At 59.7% G+C, this 24,945-nt stretch carries 20 protein-coding genes and 2 pseudogenes; 14 read left to right on the top strand and 8 right to left on the bottom strand.

The window, feature by feature from the left end:
• Window positions 1-190 precede the first annotated feature (190 nt).
• Entirely contained in the window at window positions 191-2,032 is a 1,842-nt protein-coding gene (locus ACNA0I_RS19050) for a PhoX family protein (RefSeq protein ID WP_415807599.1), read from the bottom strand.
• Window positions 2,033-2,368: 336 nt separating this feature from the next.
• Between ACNA0I_RS19050 and ACNA0I_RS19045 the strand changes: the two genes are divergently transcribed.
• The 3 genes from ACNA0I_RS19045 (at window position 2,369) to ACNA0I_RS19035 (ending at window position 7,612) form a co-directional block, all read left to right on the top strand.
• Window positions 2,369-4,480, top strand: coding sequence for a hydantoinase/oxoprolinase family protein (locus ACNA0I_RS19045; protein ID WP_415807598.1), 2,112 nt, complete (start codon window positions 2,369-2,371; stop codon window positions 4,478-4,480).
• A gap of 1 nt (window position 4,481) precedes the next feature.
• Complete coding sequence (locus tag ACNA0I_RS19040; protein WP_415807597.1) at window positions 4,482-6,152, top strand: hydantoinase B/oxoprolinase family protein; 1,671 nt, start codon at window positions 4,482-4,484, stop codon at window positions 6,150-6,152.
• Window positions 6,153-6,226: 74 nt separating this feature from the next.
• Complete coding sequence (locus tag ACNA0I_RS19035) at window positions 6,227-7,612, top strand: MFS transporter (RefSeq protein WP_415807596.1); 1,386 nt, start codon at window positions 6,227-6,229, stop codon at window positions 7,610-7,612.
• 69 nt (window positions 7,613-7,681) lie between these two features.
• On the opposite strand, the pseudogene ACNA0I_RS19030 reads toward ACNA0I_RS19035, so the two are convergent.
• Window positions 7,682-7,929, bottom strand: a pseudogene (locus tag ACNA0I_RS19030) (hypothetical protein); the annotation flags it as partial.
• A gap of 1 nt (window position 7,930) precedes the next feature.
• Window positions 7,931-8,650 (bottom strand): LysR family transcriptional regulator (locus ACNA0I_RS19025; protein WP_415807595.1); only part of this gene is annotated, 720 nt, incomplete at its 3' end.
• A gap of 355 nt (window positions 8,651-9,005) precedes the next feature.
• Here ACNA0I_RS19025 and ACNA0I_RS19020 point away from each other — a divergent pair.
• On the top strand, window positions 9,006-9,224 hold the full coding sequence (locus tag ACNA0I_RS19020; protein ID WP_094822407.1) for a dodecin: 219 nt from the start codon (window positions 9,006-9,008) through the stop codon (window positions 9,222-9,224).
• A 673-nt stretch (window positions 9,225-9,897) separates the two neighbouring features.
• Here ACNA0I_RS19020 and ACNA0I_RS19015 read toward each other — a convergent pair.
• Entirely contained in the window at window positions 9,898-10,452 is a 555-nt protein-coding gene (locus ACNA0I_RS19015; protein WP_415807594.1) for an NADPH-dependent FMN reductase, read from the bottom strand.
• A 304-nt stretch (window positions 10,453-10,756) separates the two neighbouring features.
• On the opposite strand from ACNA0I_RS19015, the gene ACNA0I_RS19010 reads away from it, so the two are divergent.
• From ACNA0I_RS19010 to ACNA0I_RS18985, 6 genes are all read left to right on the top strand, one after another.
• Complete coding sequence (locus ACNA0I_RS19010) at window positions 10,757-11,302, top strand: antibiotic biosynthesis monooxygenase (protein WP_415807593.1); 546 nt, start codon at window positions 10,757-10,759, stop codon at window positions 11,300-11,302.
• Window positions 11,303-11,477: 175 nt separating this feature from the next.
• Window positions 11,478-12,776 carry an imelysin family protein gene (locus ACNA0I_RS19005; protein ID WP_415807592.1) on the top strand — a complete coding sequence of 433 codons (1,299 nt, stop codon included), beginning with the start codon at window positions 11,478-11,480 and terminating at the stop codon, window positions 12,774-12,776.
• A complete protein-coding gene (locus ACNA0I_RS19000; protein WP_415807591.1) occupies window positions 12,773-14,281 on the top strand; it encodes a di-heme oxidoreductase family protein in 1,509 nt (502 codons plus the stop codon). Before ACNA0I_RS19005 ends, ACNA0I_RS19000 begins: the two co-directional genes overlap by 4 nt.
• 20 nt (window positions 14,282-14,301) lie before the next feature.
• On the top strand, window positions 14,302-15,375 hold the full coding sequence (locus tag ACNA0I_RS18995; protein ID WP_415807590.1) for an imelysin family protein: 1,074 nt from the start codon (window positions 14,302-14,304) through the stop codon (window positions 15,373-15,375).
• Entirely contained in the window at window positions 15,365-16,510 is a 1,146-nt protein-coding gene (locus tag ACNA0I_RS18990) for a DUF1513 domain-containing protein (protein ID WP_415807589.1), read from the top strand. The genes ACNA0I_RS18995 and ACNA0I_RS18990 overlap by 11 nt, the downstream gene beginning before the upstream one ends.
• A 114-nt stretch (window positions 16,511-16,624) precedes the next feature.
• Window positions 16,625-17,446, top strand: coding sequence for a mechanosensitive ion channel family protein (locus ACNA0I_RS18985; protein WP_415807588.1), 822 nt, complete (start codon window positions 16,625-16,627; stop codon window positions 17,444-17,446).
• A 114-nt stretch (window positions 17,447-17,560) separates the two neighbouring features.
• On the opposite strand, the pseudogene ACNA0I_RS18980 reads toward ACNA0I_RS18985, so the two are convergent.
• Both ACNA0I_RS18980 and ACNA0I_RS18975 read right to left on the bottom strand, forming a co-directional pair.
• Window positions 17,561-17,703, bottom strand: a pseudogene (locus ACNA0I_RS18980) (IclR family transcriptional regulator); the annotation flags it as partial.
• Between the two features lie 2 nt (window positions 17,704-17,705).
• Window positions 17,706-18,322, bottom strand: a 617-nt coding sequence (locus ACNA0I_RS18975; protein ID WP_415807587.1) for a helix-turn-helix domain-containing protein, incomplete at its 3' end; no start/stop codon positions are given.
• Between the two features lie 175 nt (window positions 18,323-18,497).
• Here ACNA0I_RS18975 and ACNA0I_RS18970 point away from each other — a divergent pair.
• Window positions 18,498-19,490, top strand: a complete 993-nt coding sequence (locus tag ACNA0I_RS18970) for a Bug family tripartite tricarboxylate transporter substrate binding protein (RefSeq protein ID WP_415807586.1) — start codon at window positions 18,498-18,500, stop codon at window positions 19,488-19,490.
• Window positions 19,491-19,709: 219 nt separating this feature from the next.
• Here ACNA0I_RS18970 and ACNA0I_RS18965 read toward each other — a convergent pair whose 3' ends face one another.
• Window positions 19,710-20,501 carry an RNA methyltransferase gene (locus ACNA0I_RS18965; protein WP_415807585.1) on the bottom strand — a complete coding sequence of 264 codons (792 nt, stop codon included), beginning with the start codon at window positions 20,499-20,501 and terminating at the stop codon, window positions 19,710-19,712.
• A gap of 151 nt (window positions 20,502-20,652) precedes the next feature.
• On the opposite strand from ACNA0I_RS18965, the gene ACNA0I_RS18960 reads away from it, so the two are divergent.
• From ACNA0I_RS18960 to ACNA0I_RS18950, 3 genes are all read left to right on the top strand, one after another.
• Window positions 20,653-21,435: an inositol monophosphatase family protein gene (locus ACNA0I_RS18960; protein ID WP_415807584.1), complete on the top strand. Its 783-nt coding sequence runs from the start codon at window positions 20,653-20,655 to the stop codon at window positions 21,433-21,435.
• A gap of 272 nt (window positions 21,436-21,707) precedes the next feature.
• Window positions 21,708-23,291, top strand: a complete 1,584-nt coding sequence (locus ACNA0I_RS18955; RefSeq protein WP_415807583.1) for a TerC family protein — start codon at window positions 21,708-21,710, stop codon at window positions 23,289-23,291.
• A 24-nt stretch (window positions 23,292-23,315) separates the two neighbouring features.
• Window positions 23,316-24,182: an undecaprenyl-diphosphate phosphatase gene (locus ACNA0I_RS18950; RefSeq protein WP_415807582.1), complete on the top strand. Its 867-nt coding sequence runs from the start codon at window positions 23,316-23,318 to the stop codon at window positions 24,180-24,182.
• A 102-nt stretch (window positions 24,183-24,284) separates the two neighbouring features.
• Here ACNA0I_RS18950 and ACNA0I_RS18945 read toward each other — a convergent pair.
• Window positions 24,285-24,945 (bottom strand): UDP-2,3-diacylglucosamine diphosphatase (locus ACNA0I_RS18945; protein ID WP_415807581.1); only part of this gene is annotated, 661 nt, incomplete at its 5' end.

The following is a 24,945-nucleotide window of genomic DNA, read 5'->3' as shown; positions in this document are numbered from 1 at the left end:
GGACGATNNNNGGGCCGGCACAGCCTGTACAAGGCAGCCCCTGGCGCTTAAGAACCATATGCTTGCTCGCAAGAGACCCAATACGCATGATGAACATGCCTTCTTACGAGAGCGGCAGCGTAAAACTCCACCAGCCAAGAACGCTCGAGAGAAGCCGCCCCTACAGCAACGACCCCTCCCGCCACGTCAATCAGGCGCCGACGGGCTTACCGTCTTCACGCCGGACAACGATGGTAGCCGAGCGTGCATCACCACCCTCTGCGCGCAACGTATTCCACACGCCGTTCGGGTGCTGAATGTTGATGAAGAACGCCGTCAGATCATCCGGATAAGCGATGCCGGTAATTTCGCAACCGGCCGGGCCCACCAGGAAGCGCTTGGATTCGCCAGTGTTCTGATCGATGTAATACATCGAGTTATTCCCAAAACCGGAGGCGCCGGAATCGGTTTGCACCCACAGGCGGCCCTGGGGATCGACGCGAATGCCGTCGGGGCTCGAGAAGGTGTCGCCATTGATGTTGCCGGTAACGTTCTCGGCTTGGCCTTCGGACTTGTCAAAGCCCGCCAGCAGCAGCAGATCCCATTGGAAGGTCGTGGCCAGCGGAGAGTCACCATTCTCCTTCCAGCGCACGATGTGACCGTGCTGGTTTTGCGTGCGGGGGTTGGCCGCGCTGGTACGTTGGCGGCGGCTGTTGTTGGTCAGCGTGCAGTAAACCGTCTTGTCGGCGCCGAGGGTGATCCACTCCGGGCGGTCCATCAACGTAGCGCCTGCCACGCGTGCAGCAGCCTTGGTGTTGATCAGCACATCGGCTTGCGTCTTGAAGTCGATCAGCGACGACTCGGGCAGCGTGCCCGGGGCAACCTGGGTGTAGTTGCCCGGGTCTACAGCGCCCACCGTCAGATTGTTCTTGCCGACCGTCAGCTCGACCCAATTACCCGAGCCGTCGTCGTTAAAGCGGGCGGCATACAACGTGCCGTCGTCGAGCAGGCCAAAGTTATTGGCGCGGTTCGACGGATCGTAAGCCTTGTTGGGGACGAATTTATAAATGCAGCCCGGTGTGCCGTCATCGCCCATGTAGAACGCGACACGGTTGTTCTCGTCCAGCATGTAGGCGGTGTTCTCGTGGTCGAAACGGCCCATGGCGGTACGTTTGACAGCGGTGGAGTTCGGGCTGTACGGATCGATCTCGACGACCCAGCCGTAGCCTTCCTCGGCTTGGGACGGGTCCCAATAGTTGTCGGTTGTTTCTTCGCAGGTCAGGTACGTGCCCCAGGGCGTCGGGCCGCTGGCGCAGTTGTTCAGAGTGCCTACCACGGTCGAACCCACCACGGCGGCGGCCGGACCGCTCACACCATAGACGGTGTTGCCGGTATAGCGCTTGTTGTAGCTGGAGTTCGTGTTGACCGACCATTTTCCGTCGTCGGTACGGGCGATCTCGATCACCGATACGCCGACGTTGGACAAGTTGGTCTGGGTTTCGTTGGTGCTCAGGTCCAGCGTTTCGCCGTCGACGTTTTCGTGATTCAGTACCAGCAGGCCGCCCTTGCTCGGGTCGATGCCTTCCAGCGGATAGAAATGCATGCCGTCGTGCTGGCCGCCGGCTTGGTTCTCGGTGACCGGGAAGGACTGCGGCACGCCGGTGTAGCCGATCGAACCGATGGCGCACTTGTCGCCCGCAGAATACAGCACGTCTACCACGTAGCCTTCCGGTACGGTGACCATGTCTGCGGTGATCAGATCGTCCAAGGGCTTGAACGTGACGGAATAATCAGGACCCGGCTCGGGCGTGGGGCCGGGCGTCTCGCCACCGCCGGTATCGCCACCGCTGTCGTCATCGTCATCGCTGCCGCTGCCACAGGCCGTCAGCGTTGCACCAAAGACGGAGATCAACGACAGGCCGATACTGTTTCTCAAGAGCGTGCGGCGGGCGGGGTTGGCCGCCACGATGTCCTCGAGCATTTGGCCCGGAACCGTGATTTCGCCGCGGGCGTCACGGCTGGGGGCACGCAGTTTGTCCGTCAAATATGACATGTAGATCCTCGTAATGTGAGTCGTTTTTCAGTAAAACGTCAGTTGGCGGACGAGAGACTACGGTGCCTGTATGACGCCGATATGGCTAAAGATAAAAAACATCGTATTTCGACATTTTTTGATCGATGCGCTGTCATAGAAGCGCCATTAAATTGCCATATAGCGGGATAAGGGTAGTCCCTTAAGGGTAATTGCTGGCCTAGCCTGGCTTGTCCTAATGCGTGTTATTACTTGTTTGTCATCTTTGCCCGGCTTGGCCGATGATGGGCACAGAGCAATGTGGCGCAGACCGCGCGGCACATCGCCAGAACCCTTTCATCCGTACATGGGTAATACATGAGCGACAAGAATTTGGCTTGCAGGGCAGGGGTCGACATCGGCGGGACATTCACCGATGTGGCGTTGGAATATCAGGGGCGGCTGTACACCGCTAAAGTGCTGACCGATTATGAGAAGCCCGAGCGCGCCATTGTGCAGGGCTTGAAGTTGGCGATAGAACAAGCAGGAATTGCGCCTGCGGCAATTCAGTCCATCGTGCATGGCACGACACTCGCGACCAATGCGCTGATCGAGCGCCGGGGCGCCAAGACGGCATTTATTACGAGCGACGGTTTTCGCGATGTCATCGAAATGCGCAACGAGGGCCGTTTCGAGCAGTATGACTTGACGATTCAATTGCCTGCGCCGCTGATACCGCGTTGCGACCGCTTTCCGCTCAAGGGGCGTCTGGATGCGTCCGGGCGTGAGTTGGTGCCGCTCGATATGGCAGGCCTGGACCGCATCATTGATGCGATTCGCGACGGGGGCTTTACCAGCGTGGCAGTGGGGTTGATGCACAGCTATCGCAATGGCGATCATGAGCGTCTGGTGCGTGACAGCCTGCGGCGCGCGTTGCCCGATGTATCGGTGTCGATTTCGTGTGAGGTCTCGCCGCAGATCCGCGAGTTCGAACGGTTCAACACGGTCTGCGCGAATGCTTATGTCAAGCCGCTGATGTCGTCGTACCTGAATCGCCTGGCCCAGGCTCTGGCGGCAGAGGGTATGGCGTGCCCGCTGTACATGATTCACTCGGGTGGCGGTTTGATGTCGTTGGCGAGTGCTGCGGAGTTTCCGGTGCGCTTGCTGGAATCCGGCCCTGCGGGCGGAGCGATCTACGCCAGCCACGTTGCCGCGAAATACGGTCTGGATCGCGTTTTGTCATTCGATATGGGCGGAACGACGGCCAAGATCTGCTTGATTGAAGACCTGCATCCCAAGACCGCGCGCACGTTCGAGGTGGCGCGCACATATCGATTCAAGAAGGGCAGCGGCATGCCGATTTCGATCCCGGTGATCGAAATGGTGGAGATCGGTGCGGGCGGTGGTTCGATCGCGCATGTCGATGATTTGAAACAAGTCAGGGTCGGCCCGGAAAGCGCGGGCTCCGAGCCTGGGCCGGCCTGCTATGGCCGAGGTGGCGAGCGTCCGACAGTGACGGATGCGGATCTGGTGCTGGCAAAGCTCGATGCCAAGCGGTTTGCGGGCGGTTCGATTACCTTGGACGAGCAGGCATCGCGTCAGGCATTGCAGACGCATATCGCGGATCCGCTGCAGAGCGTGAATGTGCAGGCTGCCTATGCGGTGGCCGAGATGGTGGACGAGAATATGTCCAACGCCGCACGCATGCACGCGGTCGAGAGCGGTCGCGATCTGAGCGAATACACGATGATCGCCTATGGCGGTGCCGCGCCGTTGCATGCGGTGCGGCTGTGCGAGAAACTCGGCATGGAACGTCTGCTCGTGCCGCCAGGCGCAGGTGTCGGGTCGGCCATTGGATTTCTGCGCGCGCCTTTCGGCTATGAATCACTGCGCAGCGCGGTCATGCGCTTGAGTCAGTTCGATGCCGGCATTGTGAACGGCATGATTGCCGAGATGAATGACGAGGTCGCGAGTTTCCTTCGGGAAACGGGACATGGCGACGATGCCATCCGCGAGTTGCGGGCGTATATGCGCTATGCCGGCCAGGGTTGGGAAATCCCGGTGGATGCGCCTACGGGGGAGTTGAACGACGCCAGTCTTGAAGTCTTGCGCGCGAATTTTGTGCGGGCCTATACTCAGCTGTTTGGCCACGAAGTGGCCGGGCTGGACGTCGAGGTAGTGAGCTGGGCGCTGTCTTTGCGCACCGAAACGGAAATGCCGGCGCGCATCGAGCCGAGCACGGGCGACCATGCGGGATCGCGCGAGCAATATCCACCGATTGATCGACGCGATGTGTTCGATGCCAAGTCCGGCGATTTCCATGATTGCGCCATCTATGACCGTGCCAGCTTGCCGCGTGCCGTGCGGCTGGATGGGCCATTGATTGTGACGGAAAAAGAGACCTCGACCTATGTCAGTCCGGACTACAGCTTGATCCTGCAGCAGGACGACAGCTTACTCATCCAACGTCAACAGAAAGAAGGGGTGTGACATGAGCACCAATATCAAAGTCCGCGAACAAATCATGTGGAATCGCCTGATCTCGGTGGTCGAGGAACAGGCTGCGACGTTGATCCGTACGGCGTTTTGCACGAGCGTGCGCGAGGCGGGCGATTTGTCGGCAGGCGTGTTCGATGCACACGGACGCATGATTGCGCAGGCCGTGACCGGTACGCCGGGGCACGTCAATTCCATGGCGGAGTCGGTTGGGCATTTCGTGGCCAAGTTCGGTGAGGATGGCCTGGTGCCGGGTGATGTGCTGGTGACGAACGACCCCTGGATGGGAACGGGACATTTGCACGATATCACCATGGTGACGCCGGTCTACCGCAAGTCCTCAGCGGAGGCGGCGCCTCGCCTGATCGGCTTTTTTGCCTCGACGGCGCACGTGGTGGATATCGGTGGGCGCGGCTTTGGTCCCGATGCGGGCGACGTGTACGAAGAAGGTATTCGCATCCCCTTGATGAAGTTCTACAAGGGCGGCGTACTGAATGAGGATCTGGTCGAGATTCTGCGCAATAACGTGCGCGAACGGGATCAGGTGGTCGGCGATTTCCATTCGCTGGTTGCTTGCAATGATACGGGGCGGCGCCGTCTTGAAGCCATGCTGGACGAGTTCGGGCTGCCTGATCTGACGGAGTTGGCGGCGTTTATTTTTGACCACAGCGAGCGCGCCACGCGCAACTACATTGCGGCGCTGCCTCAAGGTAAACACAGCTATGAGATGCGGGTCGATGGGTACGAGAGCCCGATTGATCTGCGGGTGACGGTGCAGCCGCAGGGCGGCACCATGTACGCGGATTTCGCAGGGACCTCGGGCACGAGCCGGTACGGTATCAATGTGCCTCTCACCTATACCAAGGCCTATGCGTGTTATGCGTTGAAGTGCGCCATCGCTCCTGAGATACCCAATAATTGGGCGTCGCTGCGCCCGTTTGAAATCACGGCTCCGGCGGGCTGCATTCTGAATGCACCGTTCCCTGCTCCGGTGGCGGTACGGCATGTGCTGGGGCATTTGATTCCCGACGTGGTGCTGGGAGCCTTGCAGAGCTATCGCCCGGATTTGATTCCTGCCGAGGGTGCCAGTGCACTGTGGAACCTGCAGATGCGCTTCCAGGGCGCGCGTGAACATAATCGCGAGTCGCGCCACGAGATGCTGATTTTCAATACCGGCGGCACGGGCGCTCGGCCCAACAGTGACGGGCTGAGTACCACGGCTTTCCCGAGCGGTGTGCACACCATGTCCTCGGAAGTGACGGAGAGTATTGGCCCGATCGTTGTATGGCGCAAGGAGCTGTTGCCCGATTCGGGGGGGGCAGGGCGTTGGCGTGGCGGCCTGGGGCAGCGTATCGAGATCGGTGCTCACGAGGGATATCAGTTCACGTTGAACGCGATGTTTGATCGCGTGGCTTTTCCGGCGCGAGGCCATCACGGCGGCAGCAACGGCGGAGCCGGCAAGGTCGCGCTGGACGACGGCACGGCGTTGCGTGCCAAGGGCAGTCAGCTGATTGCAGAGGGACAGCGGCTGGTGCTGGACTTGCCCGGTGGCGGCGGTTTTGGTGAGCCGGCTGAGCGGCCCGCCGAACTGGTCAAGCGCGATGTGCACTACGGCTATATCAGCGAGGCCGAGGCGCGCCGCGACTATCCACACGCGTTTGATTGATCGCAGGGCGGGACTGCCGGTGGCTGTGCCGCATCGGCAGTGTTCATTCAATATCAATACATGATGGGGAAAAAATGAATACCAATGCAATCAGCGCTGGCCGTCCCATATCGGACGGAATTTCCGATCAGGACGTGCAAGACACTGGTGGAACAGCACCGCGTAAAGTCGGCAAGAAAGAGTTGAACCGTGTCGTGCTGGCCTCGGTGGTGGGCAGCTTTGTCGAGTGGTTCGAATTTTCTGTTTATGGTTATCTGGCCGCCATCCTGGGCAAAGTGTTTTTCCCTTCCAGCGAACCGGGAATGCAGTTGATCGCCTCATTGGCGGCGTTTGCTGTCGCGTTTTTCGCACGGCCTTTTGGCGGTTTTCTGTTCGGTCCGATCGGGGATCGTTATGGCCGCAAGAACGTGCTGACGGTCACGATCCTGATGATGGCGCTGGCGACATGCGCCATTGGTTCGATCCCGTCGCACGATACGATCGGTATCGCCGCGCCTATATTGCTGGTGGTGATGCGCTTGCTGCAAGGCATTTCGGCGGGTGGCGAGGGCAGTGGCGCTGCGATTTTTGTGGCGGAGTATTGCTCTGACAAACACCGCACAGCCGTGACGAGTTGGGTCGAGGTGGGTTGCATCAGCGGCTTTGCATTTGGCGCCATCATTACGACGGTTCTGACCAGTCTGTTCACCGCGGATCAGATCAATGATTGGGCCTGGCGTGTGCCGTTCCTGTTGGCATTGCCCCTGGGTGCGATTGGCCTGTATATCCGCAATCATCTGGAGGAAACGCCGACGTTTCAAGCGGTTCGGGAAAGCAAGACCGCGCCTCCCAAAGTCAGCTGGCGCCATTTGTTTGAAACGCATAGAGGCCCGCTGCTGCAGTCTTGCGGCCTGATCATTGTCACTAATATCACCTTGTACACGGTGGTGACGTATATCCCGACGTACTTGATCAGCACCTTGACGATGGCGCCCGCCCAAGGATTCATGCTGTCGCTCGGACCGCAGATTTTCCTGATCGTGATGATCCCGGTCATGGGATGGCTGGCCGACCGCATCACGCGCAAGGCGACGATGTTGGCAGGCAGCATGGCGATCCTGGTGTTGGCGATTCCGTGCTTCAGTATGCTGTCGACGGGCGGCTATCTCGAGAAACTGGCCGCCTTGATGGTGATGAATCTGTGTCTGGCCGCCATGCTGGGATGCATCTTTGCCGCTGTGCCCGCGTTATTCGCGCCTCATGTGCGTTTCACGGGAATGGCGATCAGCTACAACGTGTCGGTGGCGTTGTTCGCAGGCACTGCCCCCATGTTGAATGCGTGGCTGATTCAGCGTACGGGAAATCCGATGATGCCGGCCTATTATTTGATGCTGGGCGCGTTGGTGGGTGTGGTGGCGCTGTTGTATAGCCGTGACCGTACCGGCGAACCCATGCATGGGGATGTGGCGCGTCCGCATTGAGCATGCAGGGGCGATGCCCCTGTCGTAGTGATAGATCGCACGGAAGACGTCGGTTTTTCTGCGGGGCTCTCAGCGCCGCGCGGTGTTCGACGCGCTGGAAACCTGGCGGCACGCCGAGGGATAGCCCGCGATGTCTTCTGTGCAAACGTATTCCAACAGCCATGCGGTGAACTGCTTGAGCAACGGCGAATGCTTGCGATCAGGTTTGATCAGCAGCGTGAAGCGAGGCATTTTTTCCGCGGGCAGTTGCTTGAGCAGATCGACGCCATAGGGCGCCACGAGCCGGCCCGCAGCGATTTCCCTGACGGCATCGGCATNCGAGATGAACCCTACGCCCAGGCCTGCGAGGATAGCCTCCATCATTGCCGCGTGGGTGTGCAGCAGCATGACCCGTTGCGAGGCACGTTCCTTTACTTGTAGCAGGTCCAGCGTGTCGTCCCAGAGCGAGTTGGCCACCAATGAGGTGACCACGCTGTGTTTGAGCAAGTCCGAGGGGCTGTTCAACGGGATCCGTTCCAGCAGACCGGGCGTGGCGACCAGCACTTTCAAGTCGTCGATCAAGGGCGTTTCGATATAGTCGACGTTGCCACCGTAATCCCAGTGTATGGCCGCATCCATTCCCCGATCATCGAGCTCGATCAAGTCCACACCCACAGCCATCCGAAAATCGATGCCAGGGAACAGCGCGGTGAATTGACCTAGTCGGGGCACCAGGAACTCCGTCGCAAAATACGGGCTGACATACAGATATAACTGTTGCGCCGTGCGAGAGGTCTGCACGGCGCTGACGCCCTGAGAGAACCGATCCAGGCCGTCGCGCACGTGGTCATACAGCGTATGTGCTGCTTGGGTAGGAGTCAGGCTGCGAATATTGCGTTGGAACAGGGGCTGTTCCAAATGAGCTTCGAGTTGCTTGAGCTGTTGGCTGACGGCTTGCGGGGTAAGACACAGTTCTTCTGCGGCCTGACGTATGGAGCCCCGGCGCATGATGGCCTCGAAGATACGCAAGGTATTTAAAGGAGGAAGGCGATAACGCATGGTCGCGAATGGGACGCTTGATGGGGTGCGATACGGAATGAAAGACGTCCCGCTATCACCAGATCACGTGGAAACCCCCAATCGTAATCCTTTCTGAAGCAGGCCTTGGATCGGCAAGTATTTCTGGTTCGGGTGTCTGCGCGCGGTGATTTCCGCGCGAGGGTGTTGGGGTTTTCTGCTTGTTGCCCTCAGCAGAGGCTCAGGCATTGCAGTTGCTGACAAACACATCAATAATGAGTTGCAGAGTGCGCCGCCGGTGTTGTGGGGCGATTCTCCATGACGGGCGGTGTCCAGCGATTGGCGCGTCGTCACGTGGTGACAGAAGCGTGGGACCTTTTTTCTAGGAGGTACAGCAATGTCCAATAGCCATATCTACAAGCAGATCGAGTTGGTGGGATCGTCTACGAAGTCTTCGGACGATGCCATTACGCAGGCGATCGCTCGTGCATCGGAAACGTTGCGCAATCTGGACTGGTTCGAAGTCACCGAGGTGCGCGGCCATATCAAGGATGGCAAGGTCGCCCACTGGCAAGTGAGCCTGAAGATCGGGATGCGTCTGGAGCAAGAGCCCTGACGCCGCGTTGGCGCAGCGATCCTGATCGTTGCGCATTTTTTCACCATGCATCGTAAGTGTTTGCGGTGTAAGGACTTTCTTTGCTTGTCCGAAAACTGTTCAGTGGCTTGTCCACATTGTCCGGGGATAAACCCGGGGTGTGTGGATAGTTCAGGTTCGAGTGGGTGTGTAAAACCTTGCGAGTCCGGAAATTTTTCGCTTCGGGATGCGGTCTGTTCACCGATTGGCGCTAAAAGCCGAGTGGAAGCACCGATTGATCATTTTTTGATCGGTCATCGTAAGCCTTTGTCGCGAAAGGCGATTCTCTGCTTGTCCGAAAACTGTTCAGTGGCTTGTCCACATTACGCGGGGATAAGCTCAGGGTGTGTGGATAGTTCAGGACCCAAAGCGCATTGAGATCGATGGAAAAAGAGGTTTTTGCTGTCGTCGATGCCGTTTTTTGGACTTTCATGCATGGAATGACAGGTCCAGACGTTGATTGGGCATTTTTTAATCAGCGCTTGTAAGTCCTTGTCGTGAAAGATGATTCCCCGCTTGTCAGAAAACTGTTCAGTGGCTTGTCCACATTAGACGGGGATAAGCCGAGGGTGTGTGGATAGAAAAAGCGGGGGAAGGTGTGAGCCTTTCCCCCGCTTCTGTTGTCTGCCGCCGTGTCGTCGGCAGTGATCTGGTCTTATGCCTTGAGCTTGTTCACCCAGGCGATATAGCCATCGAGCCAGCCCTGCAGGAATTGGCGGGTGCGTTCGTTGGTGATGGTGTACTGATCGTCGATGAGCCCGGCGGTGTCTTGCAGGAACACCTCAGGAGTTGTGTACACATTGACCCCCTCTGCGGCGAGGATGTTGCGCAGGTGTTGTTGGGCCATGGCCGTGCCCGCAGCGCTGGGCGAGGTGCCGAGCAGGCCGCCGGCTTTGCCGGGCCACGAGTTTTGTCCCCAGGGACGGGAGCCCCAGTCGATCGCGTTTTTCAAGGCTGCGGGTATCGAGCGATTGTGCTCAGGGGTGACGAACAGCAGACCGTCAGCCTCGGCGATCAAGGCTTTCAGTTTGGCTGCCGGCGCGGGTAAATCCGTCTCAAGATCTTGGTTGAACAGCGGGATGTCACCCAGGCTGGCGTATTCAAACTGGACGTCTGAGGGCGCGAGTTTTTCCAGGGCGCGAGCCAGGCGCAAATTGATAGAGGCGGCCCGCAGGCTGCCCACGAAAACCGCGATCTTGGTGTTGCTCATTGCACGTGCTCCAGACGAGAGGAAAGCGCCTAGTGTAGACCTCGGTCTTTGCAGCCTCAATACGCGGACCCATATATCGATGGCGAGGAAAAGCATGTGGCACGGCGCACTGTTTTGGTGCAGTTTGCGATGATATCTATGCACGTTGGCTTGGATTGGTGCAATGCAGCAATAACGTGGGACGGTTCAGATGATCGTCCCCAGGTAGCGAGAGGCTCCTCGAATTGGCATGCCGTTTGCTAGGGTAAGTACTAAGAGGCCGGACTCGTTCGACACCGGCCCGCAAGCAGCCAGGAGTTTTCGTATGTCCGCTCATGTTCCCGCACCTGTCACTATGCTGGTGACACGCCATATTTCTCCCGAACGTTATGGGGATTTTCTGACTTGGATGCGCCAGGGTGAAATCCTGGCAGCAGGCTTTCCAGGTTTTTTGGGATCGGGGGTGTTGCAGCCTCCCGAGGGGGGCGATCAGTACCAGATCGTCTTGCGCTTTGTCGATGCTGCCAGCCTGGCTCGTTGGGAAAACTCGCTGCCGCGCCGGATGTGGCTCGAGCGCGGGGCGAGCCTGGTGCGTACGAGTCGGGTGCATCGGGTCAGCGGCATGGACACTTGGTTTGGCGCGGTGCGCACTGCGCCGCCTCGCTGGAAGCAGGCCGTCAGCATCTGGCTGGCGTATTTTCCGATGTTGCTGCTGTTCAGTTTGCTGCTGAACGAGCAATTGAGCGCCTTGCCGATATTCTGGCGCGTGTTGGTCACGACGGTTTGTATGACGCCGGTACTGTCCTTTATTTGTATTCCGGTTATTACGCGCCTATTGCGAGGGTGGCTCCACCCGTCGGCCAGAAATTAATCGTGGGACGAGGTAGTTAACCGGAGTTATCGGCTGATTCTGACATTTGGGATAAAGAACACTGACATTGAACTGAACATTAAACGAAAATTGTTTACACTTGCGTTATCTCATCGATTTCTAAGAAAGCGCGGCCACGCGGGGCGCGCTTTTTTCAACAAAGGAGATTGTTCCGATGCGCAAGTTGCTCTATGGCGCGCTGCTGATGGCCGCCCTGACGGGAGGCGCCGCTCAGGCGGCTGCCGAACCCAAGGCGGTGGTGAAAACCTATTCCGACATCGCATTGGCGGGTTATGAGGATTCCCTGACGACGGCTCAGGCCTTGCGCACGGCGATTGATGCCTTGATCGCCAAGCCCAGCGCCGAGACGCTGAAGGGCGCGCGCACCGCTTGGTTGGCGGCCCGGGTGCCTTACCAGCAAACGGAAGCCTTCCGTTTTGGCAATCCCATTGTGGATGACTGGGAAGGCAGCGTGAATGCATGGCCGCTGGACGAAGGCCTGATCGATTACGTGGACGCGTCGTATGGTACGGAAAACGACCAGAACGCGTTTTATGCGGTCAATGTCATTGCCAATTCCAAGATCAATGTGGGCGGCAAGACCATCGACGCCAGCAAGATCACGCCCGAACTGCTGTCTGAGACGCTGCACGAGGCCGACGGTAACGAGGCCAACGTAGCGACGGGTTATCACGCCATTGAGTTTTTGTTGTGGGGACAGGATTTGAACGGTACGGGCGCCGCCCCTGCCGATCGTACCGGCACGCCGCAGGAACGCCACTCGGGCAACCGTCCGCACACGGATTTTGATCCTGCCAACTGCACCGGCGGCAATTGCGAACGCCGTATTGAATATCTCAAGGCGGTGACCGATCTGCTCGTCTCCGACCTGGAGAGCATGGTCGCTAACTGGAAATCCGATGGCGCCGCCCGCAAGGCCGTCGAAGAGGACCCCAAGGCCGGTTTGATCGCCATGATGACGGGGCTGGGCAGCCTGTCATACGGTGAGTTGGCCGGCGAGCGCATGAAGCTCGGCCTGATGCTGAACGATCCTGAAGAAGAGCACGATTGCTTCTCGGACAATACGCATAACTCGCACTATTACAACCAGATCGGTATTCGCAACGTCTATCTGGGCGACTACCAGCGCACAGATGGCAAGAACGTCACGGGTGCGAGCCTGTCTGATCTGGTCAAGGCACGCGATGCCAAGCTGGATGCAGAAATGCGCGCCAAGTTGGATGCGACGGTCGCGGCAATGCAGGCCATGCGTGATCGTGCGGAAAAGGTCGAGACCTATGACCAGATGATCGCATCGGGCAATGCCGAGGGCAATGCGGTGGTGCAGAAAGCCATCGACAGCCTGATCGACCAGACGCGCAGTCTGGAGCGTGTGATTGCGGCGCTGGAGTTGGGCGACGTCGCACTGGAAGGCTCGGATAGTCTGGACAAACCGGAAGCCGTATTTCAGTGAACAAGCTCGCTGTTGCAATACTGACGGCGCTGGCGGCAGCCAGCGCCGTTGGCGCCTCTGACGGGCGTGATGATTTGACAGAAGAAGACCGTGCGCGCGTGGCCAAGGTCACCGCGCCGACGCGCGATTTTTCGGCGCCGGAGTCATTCGAGACCTTGCCTGCCGGGGCCGGGACCACGCGCAAGATGATCAACGCAGACATCTTTTCGCATCCGTCTGCCAATCTGACGTTCGAAGGACGTCAGGAATTCCTGGTGGGCAACGGTCTGTTCCGTAAAGACTGGGTCTCGTCGCCGTCATCGACACAAGCATCGGACGGCCTGGGGCCGTTGTTCAATGCGCGTTCGTGCCAGGCCTGTCATACCAAGGACGGCCGAGGCTCGGTGCCGGGATTCGATCCGCTCGAACGCTCGGACGCGGTGGCCTTGTTGCTGCGCTTGTCGGTGCCTGCGACGACGGACGAGGAGCGTCGGCAATTGGCGTCGGGCCATTTGCCCTTTGTGCCTGAGCCAGTCTATGGCGTGCAGTTGCAGAATTTCGCGGTCGCAGGATTGCCGTCCGAAGGCAGCCTGGAAATTGATTATGAACCGGTGACGGTGCCATTGAATGGCGGCGAGACGGCGACGTTGATGAAGCCGACTTACCGCATCGAAAACCTGGGTTATGGCCCAATGCGCCAGGACGTGCAGATATCGCCGCGTATTGCCCAACCGATGATAGGCCTGGGGCTGCTGGAGGCGATCCATCCCGCCGATATCCTGGCCAATGCAGCTGCCGATCATGGGGATGGCATCAGCGGGCGGCCCAACTGGACGCGTGATCGCCGCACCGGCGAGCGCGTGCTGGGACGCTTTAATTGGAAAGCCAGCCAACCGACAGTAGAACAGCAAAGCGCGGCGGCGTTTTCGAATGACATGGGGTTGTCTACGCCGTTGTTCCCCAGTCATTACGGCGAGTGCACCAAGGCTCAGCCCGCGTGCTTCGATATGCCGCACGGTGCACAACCGCATTTGGGCGAACATGAGGTCCCGGCCGAGCTGATGGATTTCGTGACGACGTATTCTGTGAATCTGGCTGTGCCGCAGCGACGTGATGTCGACGACGCTCGCGTGCTGGCCGGGAAAAAACTGTTCTACGAGGCAAATTGTGTTGCCTGTCACGTGCCCAAGTATGTGACGCGGCGGGACGCGGCGCGAGAGGAACATCGTTTTCAGTTGATCTGGCCGTATACCGACATGCTGTTGCACGACATGGGCGAGGGATTGGCGGATCAGGTTTCCGAGGATGAAGCCAGCGGCAGCGAATGGCGCACGCCGCCGTTGTGGGGCATAGGCCTGACGCGCACGGTGAATCCCAATGCGACGTGGCTGCACGATGGACGTGCGCGGTCGCTGCTGGAGGCGGTGCTGTGGCACGGTGGCGAAGCCCAGGCTGCGCGTGACAGGGTTGTCGCGATGACGCCGCAGGAGCGGGCTGATCTGATTCGATTCCTGGAGTCGCTGTGAGCGGTCCGAGAGGAGCAAGTATGTTCAAGACGAAGCAATGGATATCGGCTGCGGTCATGGTGTTTGCACCCTGGCCCGCCTTGGCGCAGGCGCCCAGCGATTTGGGCAAGCGCCTGGCCGATGGGTACGCGCGGCCCGCTGTCGCCAAGCTGGCGGAACAGGCCAATCATTTGGAGCAGGCTTTAAAGACCTGGTGCGATAGCGGCGGACAAGCTGATGTGAAAGGCGTACAGCAGACCTTTGCCGGGACGCTGCAGGCCTGGGCTGGCGTGGAGTTTTTACGTTTCGGACCGCTGGTGCAGGGCAACCGCTATGAGAAATTGGCGTTCTGGCCGGACACCCGCGGGGTGATGCAGCGTCAGGTCCGTGCGTTGTTGGCGGCGGCGGATCCAGCGGCAGTAGCACCGGGCGCGCTGGCCTCGCGCAGTGTGGCCATGCAAGGTTTGCCTGCACTGGAATACGTGTTGTACGACTCGCCGGGTCTGGTGAAATCGGCGCCGGGCAAGGATACGGCCTATGCATGCAGCTACGCCGTGGCTGTGGCGGGCAACGTCGCGGCTGTGTCGGGCGAGTTGCAACAGGCCTGGAGCGCCAAAGGGGAATTTGGCCGGCAGTTCACTGCGCCTGCCGCGGGCAATGATCTCTATCGCACTCAACAAGAGGTCGCCGCCGAGGCGATCAAAGCGTTATCGACCGGCCTGCAATTTGCGCGCGACGTCAAACTGTTGCCCGTTTTGGGCGACTCCGTGCAGGCAGCCCGCGCGCCACGCGCCGCCTTTTGGCGCAGCGAATCGACCATACCGATGTTGGCCGCAAGCGTAAAAGGGATGCGTGCGTTTTACGACGCGGGGGGTTATCGCTATCCCAAGGGCGAAGAGTGGATCGGGGTTTCGTTGACCGGTGAACTTGATCGCGCCGCTGAAGTGCTGGACAAGGTGAACGAACCATTGCAGCAATTGTTGGCCGATGAGGCCGGGTGGCAACGCTTGGCATTGGCGGGTTTGATCCTGAAAAATGCCAAAGACATTGTGGATCAGAACTTCGCCCCTGCCTTGGGCGTCACGATTGGATTCAATGCGCTCGATGGAGATTGATCGCCGCCGCTTTTTGGCCTTGACTGCACTGGCTGGTCTGTCGCCTGCTGGATTGCGCGCCGCTACGGATGTATCCGAGGAAGTAGCCAGTCGTACAGACCGTTTGGCCGCCTCCGAAGGCCCGCTGTATGTGGCCGCGCGCAAGGCCCACGGTCGTTATGAGGCCGTTGTATTGGATGTTCAGGGCCGCGATCAACTGGTCGTGCCCATGCCCTCACGCGGCCACAGTTTTGCGCTGGATCCCGAGAGAGGGCGCGCTGTGGTGTTCGGTCGCCAGCCGGGATTTTTCGCCGTCGCTTTTCGTATCGACGGTTCCCGGCCTCCGGTCGCGCTAGAGGCCGCGAGCGAGCGCCATTTTTTCGGTCACGGTGTCTATCTGCCCGATGGCAAACGTATGGTGGCAACAGAGAACGCCTACGAAGCGGGCAAGGGCGTGCTGGGCGTTTACGATGCGTCGGAGGGTGGCGACTATCGCCGTGTCGGTGAATTTGAAACCGGCGGCATTGGTCCTCATGAGGTCGTCCTATTGCCAGACGGCAAGACGCTTTGTGTGGCCAATGGCGGCATTCTGACGCATCCGGATTACGGCAAGCTGGAATTGAATCTGGATACGATGCGCCCGTCGTTGGCGTATATCGATGCGAACGATGGACGTTTGATCGAGCGTGTCGAGTTGACGCAGGATCTGCATCGTTTGTCGATCCGTCATCTGGCGTTGGCGGCTGATGGGGCAGTGTGGTTCGGTTGCCAGCATATGGGGCCGGCCAGCGAGCGGCCAGCGCTGGTGGGGCGGCATCGTAGGGGGCACGAGCCAGAGTTGTTCGCCGGCCCTGAGGACGTGCTGCGCGATTGCCGCAATTACATCGGCTCGGTGGCTGCGGATCCGGCAGGAGGCGTGATCGCGACCAGCAGTCCCGTGGGTAATCAGGTGCTGTATTGGGAGGCCACCAACGGCCGCATGCTTGGGACAACGCGCCTGTCGGATGGCTGCGGCGTCGCGCCGTTGGCGCCGGGACGCTTTTTAGTCAACAGCGGCATGGGCGCGCTGGTGCAGGCAGGTCCCGACGCATCTCCACAATCGATCTTGACGCCGTCCGCCGGTCTGTCCTGGGATAACCATTTCCGGCGTTTGTGACGGAAGCCAACAAGACTCGGCATAGTCACCGTGATTTGATACAGTTTCGAGCTGTTTAATCATTGGGCGCACGGATAACGTTGTGCGCTTGATTTCGACCTGTTGGAAAAAGACATGCGTGAGTACTTGATGAGCCTGGAATCCCTGATGCCGCGATTGACCGAAGGCGCGGTGAATGTCGCCATGGCGCTGGTGATATTGATCCTGGGCTGGTGGATATCATCCTTGCTCGGCAGCTGGGTGCGGCGTGCCGCAACGCGATCGCCGCGTATCGATGCCACGATTGTGCCGATGTTCTACAGCGTGGTGGTGTGGACCGTGCGGATTTTCACGGTCATTGCGGTGTTGGCGCGATTCGGTGTGCAAACAGCCAGTTTGATCGCGGTGTTGGGCGCAGCGGGCTTGGCCGTAGGCTTGGCATTGCAGAATACGCTGCAGAATATTGCGGCGGGCATCATGCTGTTGATCCTGCGTCCCTTGCGCACCGGCGAATATATTGCGCTGAGCACGGGCACCGAAGGGACAGTCGAAGAGGTTGGCCTCTTTTTGTGCCGCCTGGTGCAGGCCGATGGTATTCACATCACGCTGCCCAATAGCGTAGTTTGGGGCGCGACTATCACCAATTACAGCCGCAATGTGACGCGCCGCCTGGATCTGCCTGTCACGATTCATTATGGCGACGACCTGGATGCGGCGATCGCTAGCCTGACAAAGATCGTCGAGTCGCATCCCTTGGTGCTGAAAGATCCCGCGCCGCTGGTCAAGGTAAGCGAATACAAAGACAACGGTACGGTGGTCAATGTCCGCATGTGGTGTGCGGCCGCACAATACTGGGATCTGCGTTGGGGTCTGTTTCACCAGATCCGTCAGACCCTGGCCTCTGCTGGTTTCAAGGCGCCCATTCCTGTGCGCGAAATCCAGGAACCGTCCAAGTAAGCCATATTTCGGCGTTCCCTTGCGCGAGAGCGGGCTGCTGTTATCAACCGCGCGTTCCTTACGCGAAACCGCTGCGCATTGATTCCGCCGCGTTTCTGGCCCGGACTGGCACCATCAAACGCCGCGCAATGAGAGTCGGGCCAGTTCCGCATGGATCCAGCCCGCGATTTCTCGCTGCCGTGGCGCAGGCATGCGATCAATGATGGCCGTCACGCTGATCGCCAGAATGGGCGCTCCTTGAGGATCTAGCAGGGCGCNNCCCACGCCCAGCGCGCCGCGTACGGCATGGTTGCCGACGACGGAATATCCGCGCGCACGCGTGTTTTCAATCAATCTCAGCATCTCGTGAGGCGTCATGCCGCCATATTCATCCAGATATCCTGAATTGCGCTCGACGATGCTGTGGGCAACAGAATCGGGCAGGGCGGCCAGGATCGCCATGCCGCCCGAGCCGACGCCCAGAGGCTGGCGCTTGCCGGCATATGTGGCCAGGATCTGCACGGGATAGCCGCCGATCTCACGATGCAGGCTGACCGACTCGTCGCCTTCGCGCACCACGAGGAACACGGCATCTCCCGTGCGCTCGGCCAGGCGTTTCAGGCTGGGCAGCGTCTGGCTGATGCGGGGATCCGGGGTCACCGTATCCGGCGTCGTCGCCCATTGAGCCCGGTATTTTTTAGTGCCGGGCACGGATAAGACCAAGCCAGCGTCCAACAGCGCCGCGAGCAGGCGGTAGATCGTCGGGCGTTGGATCCCCGTCAGGCGGGCAAGATCGGTAATGCTCAAGCCGCCAGCGCCGTGATCACGCAGGGTTGCCAGTACTGTCAGGCCACGGCGCAGGGTACGCGGCCCGGAAGAGTTCTCAGAAATCGACATGCTGCACTCGAACTTGTAACTAATAACGATGCAACGCGCGCTCGTAAAGCGGCGCTCTGCAAAATCGTCCGTGGTGTGGACTCTACCTTGCCGGAACCGTATTGACTAGTGGAAAATCCGGTCGGTATTCCCAATCATAACGTCCGTACTATGGACACTTCACAGGAGACACGACATGACCACAGGTCAAAAGCCCCGTTTTCTTCGCCATGCCGCGTCGCTGCTTGCCGGTGTTTTGGGCTCGATGGCGATCGCCGCCAGTGCCCAAGCCGCCTACCCAGACAAGCCCGTGCACATTGTTGTAGGTTTTTCTGCGGGTGGCACGACTGACGTGATCGCTCGCATCATGGCCAAGGAGTTGACGCAGACATTGGGTCAATCCTTCGTCGTAGAAAACAAGCCCGGCGCCGGCAGCAACATCGCGACTGATTACGTAAAACGTGCGGATCCCGACGGCTACACATTGTTGTTTGTGGCCGTGACCAGCGCCATCAACCAGACGCTGTACCGCAACGTTTCGTTCGATCTGACCAAGGATTTCGTCCCGGTCGCATTGGGCGCCAAGGTTCCGAACATTCTGGTCCTGAACCCGAAGGTGCCGGTGAAGTCGGTGCAAGAATTAGTGGATTACGCCAAGGCGAATCCCGGCAAACTGGCGTTTGCCTCGTCGGGCAGCGGCACGTCGATTCACATGGCTGGCGAACTGTTCAAGATGCGTACAGGTATCGACGTATTGCACGTGCCCTACAAAGGCAGCGCGCCGGCGGTGACCGATCTGATCGGCGGCCAGGTTCAGTTCATGTTCGACAACATGCCGTCCTCTTGGCCGCATGTGAAAGGCGGCAAGTTGAAGGCGTTGGCGGTGACCACGGCCAAGCGTTCGCCCTCCGCGCCCGATCTGCCTACGATGCAGGAATTGGGCTTTGACAAATTCGACGTGTCGTCGTGGTTCGGTTTGATCGCGCCGGCAGGCACGCCGCCGGAAGTCATCGAAAAGCTCAACGCCGCGATCGTCAAGGCACAAGACAATCCCGAGGTGCAGAAGGCGTTTGAGGGCCTGGGCGCTGTGGGTGAAAAGACGACGCCTGATCAGTTCGGCGCTTTCATCAAGTCGGAAGTCGAAAGCTGGGCGCCGGTGGTCAAGGCGTCGGGCGCACAAGTCGATTGATGGGAATAAGGACGGGCGGATCTTTCACCCGGACAACCCCATAGGGCGGCAAGGAAGCAACTTCGGTATTGCGTTTCCTTACGCTCTCTTGATACGGAACGGCAATCAGGCGGGCTGCGGCCCGCCTGATTGTTTGTGGCGGGCAGGAATATGATGAGGGCCTGGCTCCGGGGACGTGTGCCGAGGCGCCAGCACATCGGTCAGTGATAGTCGGACGAACTATTTCTGTTTATCGTCGACGATCTTTGTTTTACGCAGCATCGCGGTACACACCCCGCGCAGCATATCGACTTCGTCGCGGGTCAGGCCGCTGCGGCTGAACAGGTGCCGCATGCGCGGCATCAGTTTTTTGGGGTGGGCCGGGTCGAGAAACTCGATCTGGATCAAGGCTTCTTCCCAGTGTTTCAGAAATGCCAGCACGGCCTCGCTGGGGGCGAGCGCCGCGCCCGGGTCGGCCTGTTGCGCGGTCGAGGCGGGCAACATGGCCGCGCCGGCTGCCTTGAGCAGGGCGTACCGCAGTTCCCACGCCCCGAGTTGCAGAGCCTGGGCGACATTCAGCGAGCTGTATTCCGGGTTGGCGGGGATATGGCAAATGCGATGGCACAATGCGATCTGCGCGTTGGTCAGGCCTGCCCGCTCGGTGCCCAGTACGATGGCGGTGTCGCCCGATTCTGCGTTGGCCAGGTGATCGCTGGCCAGTTCGGCTGCCTCACGGATGTCGCAGGGCGGAGGCCCCAGGTCCCGCACGCGCGCCGTCAGGGCAAATGCCAGGGTGACCGGAGCCAGGGCTTCTTCCAGGGTGGCGCAGATCCGGGCGTGTTCGAGGACGTCGACGGCGCCGCTGGCCAGGGCGATGGCCTCGGGTTGGGTGGTCATGTCGGGAAATTTCGGTTCGACCAGGACCAGATTCTGAAAGCCCATCGTCTTGATGGCACGTGCCGCCGACCCGACGTTTCCGGGGTGGCTGGGCTGTACCATGATGAACTGAACGCGTGAAAATGCTTGAGTCATTTAAAATACCCGGTTTGGCCTAGTGCCATCCTGATTTTTCGGGGCTTTGCCGCGCGATTGCGGCAGGGCCGCCCCATGTTGTCGCTCAAGGGGAAACGGCTGGTGAAACCAGGCATTCCCGTTGGGCCTTATTGCATACGTACGGAATTTTATGCACCCGATGCTCAATATCGCCATCAAGGCGGCCCGGCGTGCCGGCACCATCATCAATCGTGCCAGCCTGGACTTGGAACGAATCAGCGTAGCCCGCAAGGGACCGCGCGATTATGTCACGGATGTCGATCGTGCTGCCGAGGAGTCCATTGTCGAGACCCTGCATGCCGCCTATCCCGATCATGCGGTGCTGGGCGAGGAATTCGGCCTGCAAGGGCCGGAGCAGGCCGAATTCCAATGGATCATCGATCCGTTGGACGGCACGACCAACTTTATTCATGGCTTGCCCAATTATGCCGTGTCTATCGCCTTGACCCAGCGTGGGCAGGTCACGCAGGCCGTGGTCTACGACCCGTCGCGCAACGAGTTGTTCACCGCCAGCCGCGGTAGCGGCACGTTCCTGAACGACCGCCGTGTGCGCGTGTCGAGCCGCACGCGTTATGCCGAGGCGCTGCTGGGCGCGCATTGGCCGCGCTCGGGCGATGCCGATGCCGGCGGCGGCCGATTCCGCCAAATGACCGAGAACTGCAGCGGCGTGCGCCGTATGGGCTCGACCGTGCTGGACCTGGCCTATGTGGCCACGGGCCGCCTGGACGGTTTCTGCGGTCTCAAGCTCAAACCCTGGGACGTGGCCGCAGGCAGCCTGCTGATCCAGGAGGCGGGCGGTCTGGTCGCCGATCTGGATGGCGAACAAGGGTGGATGGATTCCGGCAATGTGCTCGCCGGCAGCCCCAAGATCTTTACGCAGATGTTGGCTGCTTTGCAGCCCAAGCAGGACTGAGCAGGGCGCTTGCGCTGGCTCGATTGCGAGCCAGTTCCTTCGGCCTGAGATCCGGATAGGCCAGGGCGAATCCGGCACCCGCCTCGTCATCAGGGGCGGGTCAGTGTGTGCTGTGGGGGGCGTTCTCATGTTGATGATGCCCCGTATCGCGCGAATTTGCCGCGTGCCCAAGCAAATTCGCCGCCCGATTTTTCCTCATCTGCCGGCATGTTGCCGGCAAGTCGCGCCATTTCCATGTACGATTGGCGGTTCCAAAACTTTCGGAGCTCTTGATGGAGTGGCTGCAGGACCCCGCCGCGTGGGTCGGCCTGCTTACCCTGGTCGTTCTTGAAATCGTCCTGGGGATCGATAACCTGATTTTCATTGCCATTCTGGCTGACAAGCTGCCCCCCGCGCAGCGCGACCGCGCGCGTATCGTGGGTCTATCCTTGGCGCTGCTGATGCGTCTGGGCCTGTTGTCCGTCATGTCGTGGCTGGTCACTCTCACTGCTCCGCTATTTTCTGTTGGGCCGCTGACGTTCTCGGGTCGAGATTTGATCCTGATGGTGGGCGGCCTGTTTCTGCTGTTCAAAGGGACCCTCGAACTCCACGAACGCATCGAGGGCAAGGCCGCCGAGGTGTTCGGGCCGCGCGTTTACGCCAGTTTCTGGGTCATCGTGACGCAGATCGTGGTGCTGGACGCCGTGTTTTCGCTGGACTCGGTCATTACCGCCGTAGGGATGGTGGATCATCTGGCCATCATGATGATGGCGGTGACCATTGCGATTGGCGTGATGCTGATTGCCTCCAAACCGTTGACGCGTTTCGTCAATGCGCACCCCACCGTGGTCGTGCTGTGTTTGGGCTTTTTGCTGATGATCGGTTTTTCGCTGTTGGCCGAAAGCTTTGGCTTCAAAGTACCCAAGGGCTATCTATACGCCGCGATCGGCTTCTCGGTGGCGATCGAGGCGCTGAACCAGGTGGCGCGCCGCAATCTGCTCCGCCTGGATGCGACCCGCCCGATGCGTGACCGTACGGCCAGCGCCGTGCTGCGCATGCTGGGCAAGCGCCCGCCAGCCGAGAGCGACGACACCGCGATCGCGCGCCCAGACCGGCCCGACACGCCAGCCTTCGGTGTCGAAGAGCGCAACATGGTCAGTGGCGTATTGACACTGGCCGAGCGCTCGATACGCTCCATCATGACCCCGCGCACCGATCTGTCATGGGTCAATATCGATGACGACGCGCAGACGATACGCACGCAATTGACCGAGGCGCCTCACAGCTTTTTCCCGGTGTGCCGCGGCTCACTTGACGAGGTCATCGGAATTGGCCGCGCCAAAGATCTGGTGGCGGACTTGATCACCGACGGCCATATTCGTCGTAACCGTTTGCGTGATCCCATCATCGTCCACGAATCTATTGGTATCCTGCGCTTGATGGACACGCTCAAGCGTTCACGCGGGCAGTTGGTGCTGGTGGCCGACGAGTTCGGTGCGATCGAGGGCCTGGTCACGCCGATTGATGTTTTCGAGGCGATTGCCGGCGAGTTCCCCGATGAGGACGAACTGCCCGACATCACGCCGCTAGAGGACAACGTCTGGAGAATCGACGGCGCTGCCGACCTGCATCATGTCGAGCAAGTGCTGGAAACCGAAGGCCTGCTCGACGACGCGCAGGACTATTCCACGCTGGCGGGCTACTTGTTGGCGCGTTTTGGCCATTTGCCGCGGCCTGGCGATAGTTGCGAATACGAGGACCTGCATTATCGTTTCCGTTTCGAGGTGATGGAGCTCGATGGCCGCCGCATAGCTTCGGTGCGCGTTGAGCGCATGTATCTGATGCCGTCAGAGGCCGATGCCGATGGCGATGGTTAATTAATCTTTTTTTCTACGTACACTGTGACCGATAGCACTCTATACCTGATCAAGGCTTTTTTCCTCGGCATCATCGAAGGACTGACCGAGTTCATTCCGGTCTCCAGCACGGGGCACTTGATCGTCATCGGTGACTTGATCAATTTCACCTCGAGCTCCGGCAAGGTGTTCGAGGTGGTAATTCAACTGGGATCGATCCTGGCGGTGATGTGGGTGTTCCGCGCGCGCTTGTGGCAATTGATCCGCGGTACGCTGACGGGTGTGCCTGTCGAAGTCGCCTTTACCCGCAATCTGCTGTTGGCTTTCCTGCCGGCTGCGGTGATCGGGGCGATTTTCATCAAGACCATCAAAAGCGTGTTCTATCACCCAGGCGTGGTCGCCGTGACGTTGGTGCTGGGTGGGCTCGTCATGCTGTGGGTAGAGCGCCGCACGCACCATACACCTGGCGATGTGCCGGGGGCGGCTGATGACTCTGCGTCGGATGAACGTGCCACCGCCCGTACGCTGGAGCAGATTACGTGGAAGCAGGCGATCGGCGTCGGCGTCGCACAGTGCGTCGCGATGATTCCTGGCGTGTCGCGTTCAGGCGCGACGATTATCGGCGGGATGATTGCTGGCATCCAACGCAAGACGGCAACGGAATTTTCGTTCTTTCTCGCCATGCCCACGATGCTGGGGGCTGCGGTCTATGACATGTACCGCAATATCGGTTTACTGAGCAGCCATGATTTGTCGGCCATCGCGGTGGGCTTCGTCGCGGCCTTCTTGAGTGCGCTGGTCGTGGTGCGGGCGGTCCTGCGATTTGTGGCCAATCACACCTATCGGGTGTTTGCCTGGTATCGGATTGCGTTGGGTATTGTGGTGGCTATTTGGCTCACGACGCATGTCTGAGGTGACGGGTCTGAGACTGCAAACATGAAATAAAAAACGCTGGATTCGCGACATCGTGAATCCAGCGTTTTGTTTCAGGCCCTTGCCAGAGTCAGGCTGCGATCAGGCGATATCCAGATCGTAAGGCGTGATGCCATCGCGGTCGATCACCAGCCAGCCGCCACGCGGCGGAGTGGCATGATCGCATTCCCAGTCGGGCAACACCCAGCGTTCGCGGCGGCGTCCATCGACCTCCAGGACATGCCGGGCAGGGCGATGTGTGTGGCCGTGCACCAGAATATCGATGTCGGCCTCGCGAAAGGCCTGCTCGATCGCTTGTGCGTTGACATCCATGATCTCGGCGGATTTCATTTGATTCGCCGATTGACTCTCGCCGCGCGCCTGCTGCGCCATGGCCATGCGTTCGGGAATGGTCTTGGCCAGAAATTGGGCTTGCCACTGCGGATTGCGCACCATGGTCCGAAACTGCTGGTAGGCCGCATCGTCCGTACAGTACTCATCGCCGTGGGTCAGCAGGATACGGCCAAAGTCCGTTTCCAACAGGGCGGGCTCGGGCAGCAAGTGCGCGCCCAGCGCATTGGCCAGATCGGCGCCCATCAAAAAATCGCGGTTGCCACGTCCCAGCCAGACCGGAATGCGGGCCGCTGTGCGTTGCAGCCCCTGGAGCGCTGCCGCCAGCCAGGGCGGCGCGATCTTGATGACATCGTCGCCAATCCAGACGTCAAAAATGTCGCCGGGCAAGAGCAGGGCGGCGGCTTCGTCT

The sequence above is a fragment of the Bordetella muralis genome (genome assembly GCF_965139205.1).
Classification (GTDB): domain Bacteria; phylum Pseudomonadota; class Gammaproteobacteria; order Burkholderiales; family Burkholderiaceae_B; genus Bordetella_A; species Bordetella_A muralis.
This window is presented reverse-complemented; position numbering and strand designations above follow the sequence as displayed.

Bases quoted from the DNA above. Each gene is read 5' to 3' on its own strand.
- ACNA0I_RS19050 (WP_415807599.1), bottom strand. From the start codon at position 2,032: ATGTCATATTTGACGGACAAACTGCGTGCCCCCAGCCGTGACGCCCGC.
- ACNA0I_RS19045 (WP_415807598.1), top strand. From the start codon at position 2,369: ATGAGCGACAAGAATTTGGCTTGCAGGGCAGGGGTCGACATCGGCGGG.
- ACNA0I_RS19040 (WP_415807597.1), top strand. From the start codon at position 4,482: ATGAGCACCAATATCAAAGTCCGCGAACAAATCATGTGGAATCGCCTG.
- ACNA0I_RS19035 (WP_415807596.1), top strand. From the start codon at position 6,227: ATGAATACCAATGCAATCAGCGCTGGCCGTCCCATATCGGACGGAATT.
- ACNA0I_RS19020 (WP_094822407.1), top strand. From the start codon at position 9,006: ATGTCCAATAGCCATATCTACAAGCAGATCGAGTTGGTGGGATCGTCT.
- ACNA0I_RS19015 (WP_415807594.1), bottom strand. From the start codon at position 10,452: ATGAGCAACACCAAGATCGCGGTTTTCGTGGGCAGCCTGCGGGCCGCC.
- ACNA0I_RS19010 (WP_415807593.1), top strand. From the start codon at position 10,757: ATGTCCGCTCATGTTCCCGCACCTGTCACTATGCTGGTGACACGCCAT.
- ACNA0I_RS19005 (WP_415807592.1), top strand. From the start codon at position 11,478: ATGCGCAAGTTGCTCTATGGCGCGCTGCTGATGGCCGCCCTGACGGGA.
- ACNA0I_RS18995 (WP_415807590.1), top strand. From the start codon at position 14,302: ATGTTCAAGACGAAGCAATGGATATCGGCTGCGGTCATGGTGTTTGCA.
- ACNA0I_RS18990 (WP_415807589.1), top strand. From the start codon at position 15,365: ATGGAGATTGATCGCCGCCGCTTTTTGGCCTTGACTGCACTGGCTGGT.
- ACNA0I_RS18985 (WP_415807588.1), top strand. From the start codon at position 16,625: ATGCGTGAGTACTTGATGAGCCTGGAATCCCTGATGCCGCGATTGACC.
- ACNA0I_RS18970 (WP_415807586.1), top strand. From the start codon at position 18,498: ATGACCACAGGTCAAAAGCCCCGTTTTCTTCGCCATGCCGCGTCGCTG.
- ACNA0I_RS18965 (WP_415807585.1), bottom strand. From the start codon at position 20,501: ATGACTCAAGCATTTTCACGCGTTCAGTTCATCATGGTACAGCCCAGC.
- ACNA0I_RS18960 (WP_415807584.1), top strand. From the start codon at position 20,653: ATGCACCCGATGCTCAATATCGCCATCAAGGCGGCCCGGCGTGCCGGC.
- ACNA0I_RS18955 (WP_415807583.1), top strand. From the start codon at position 21,708: ATGGAGTGGCTGCAGGACCCCGCCGCGTGGGTCGGCCTGCTTACCCTG.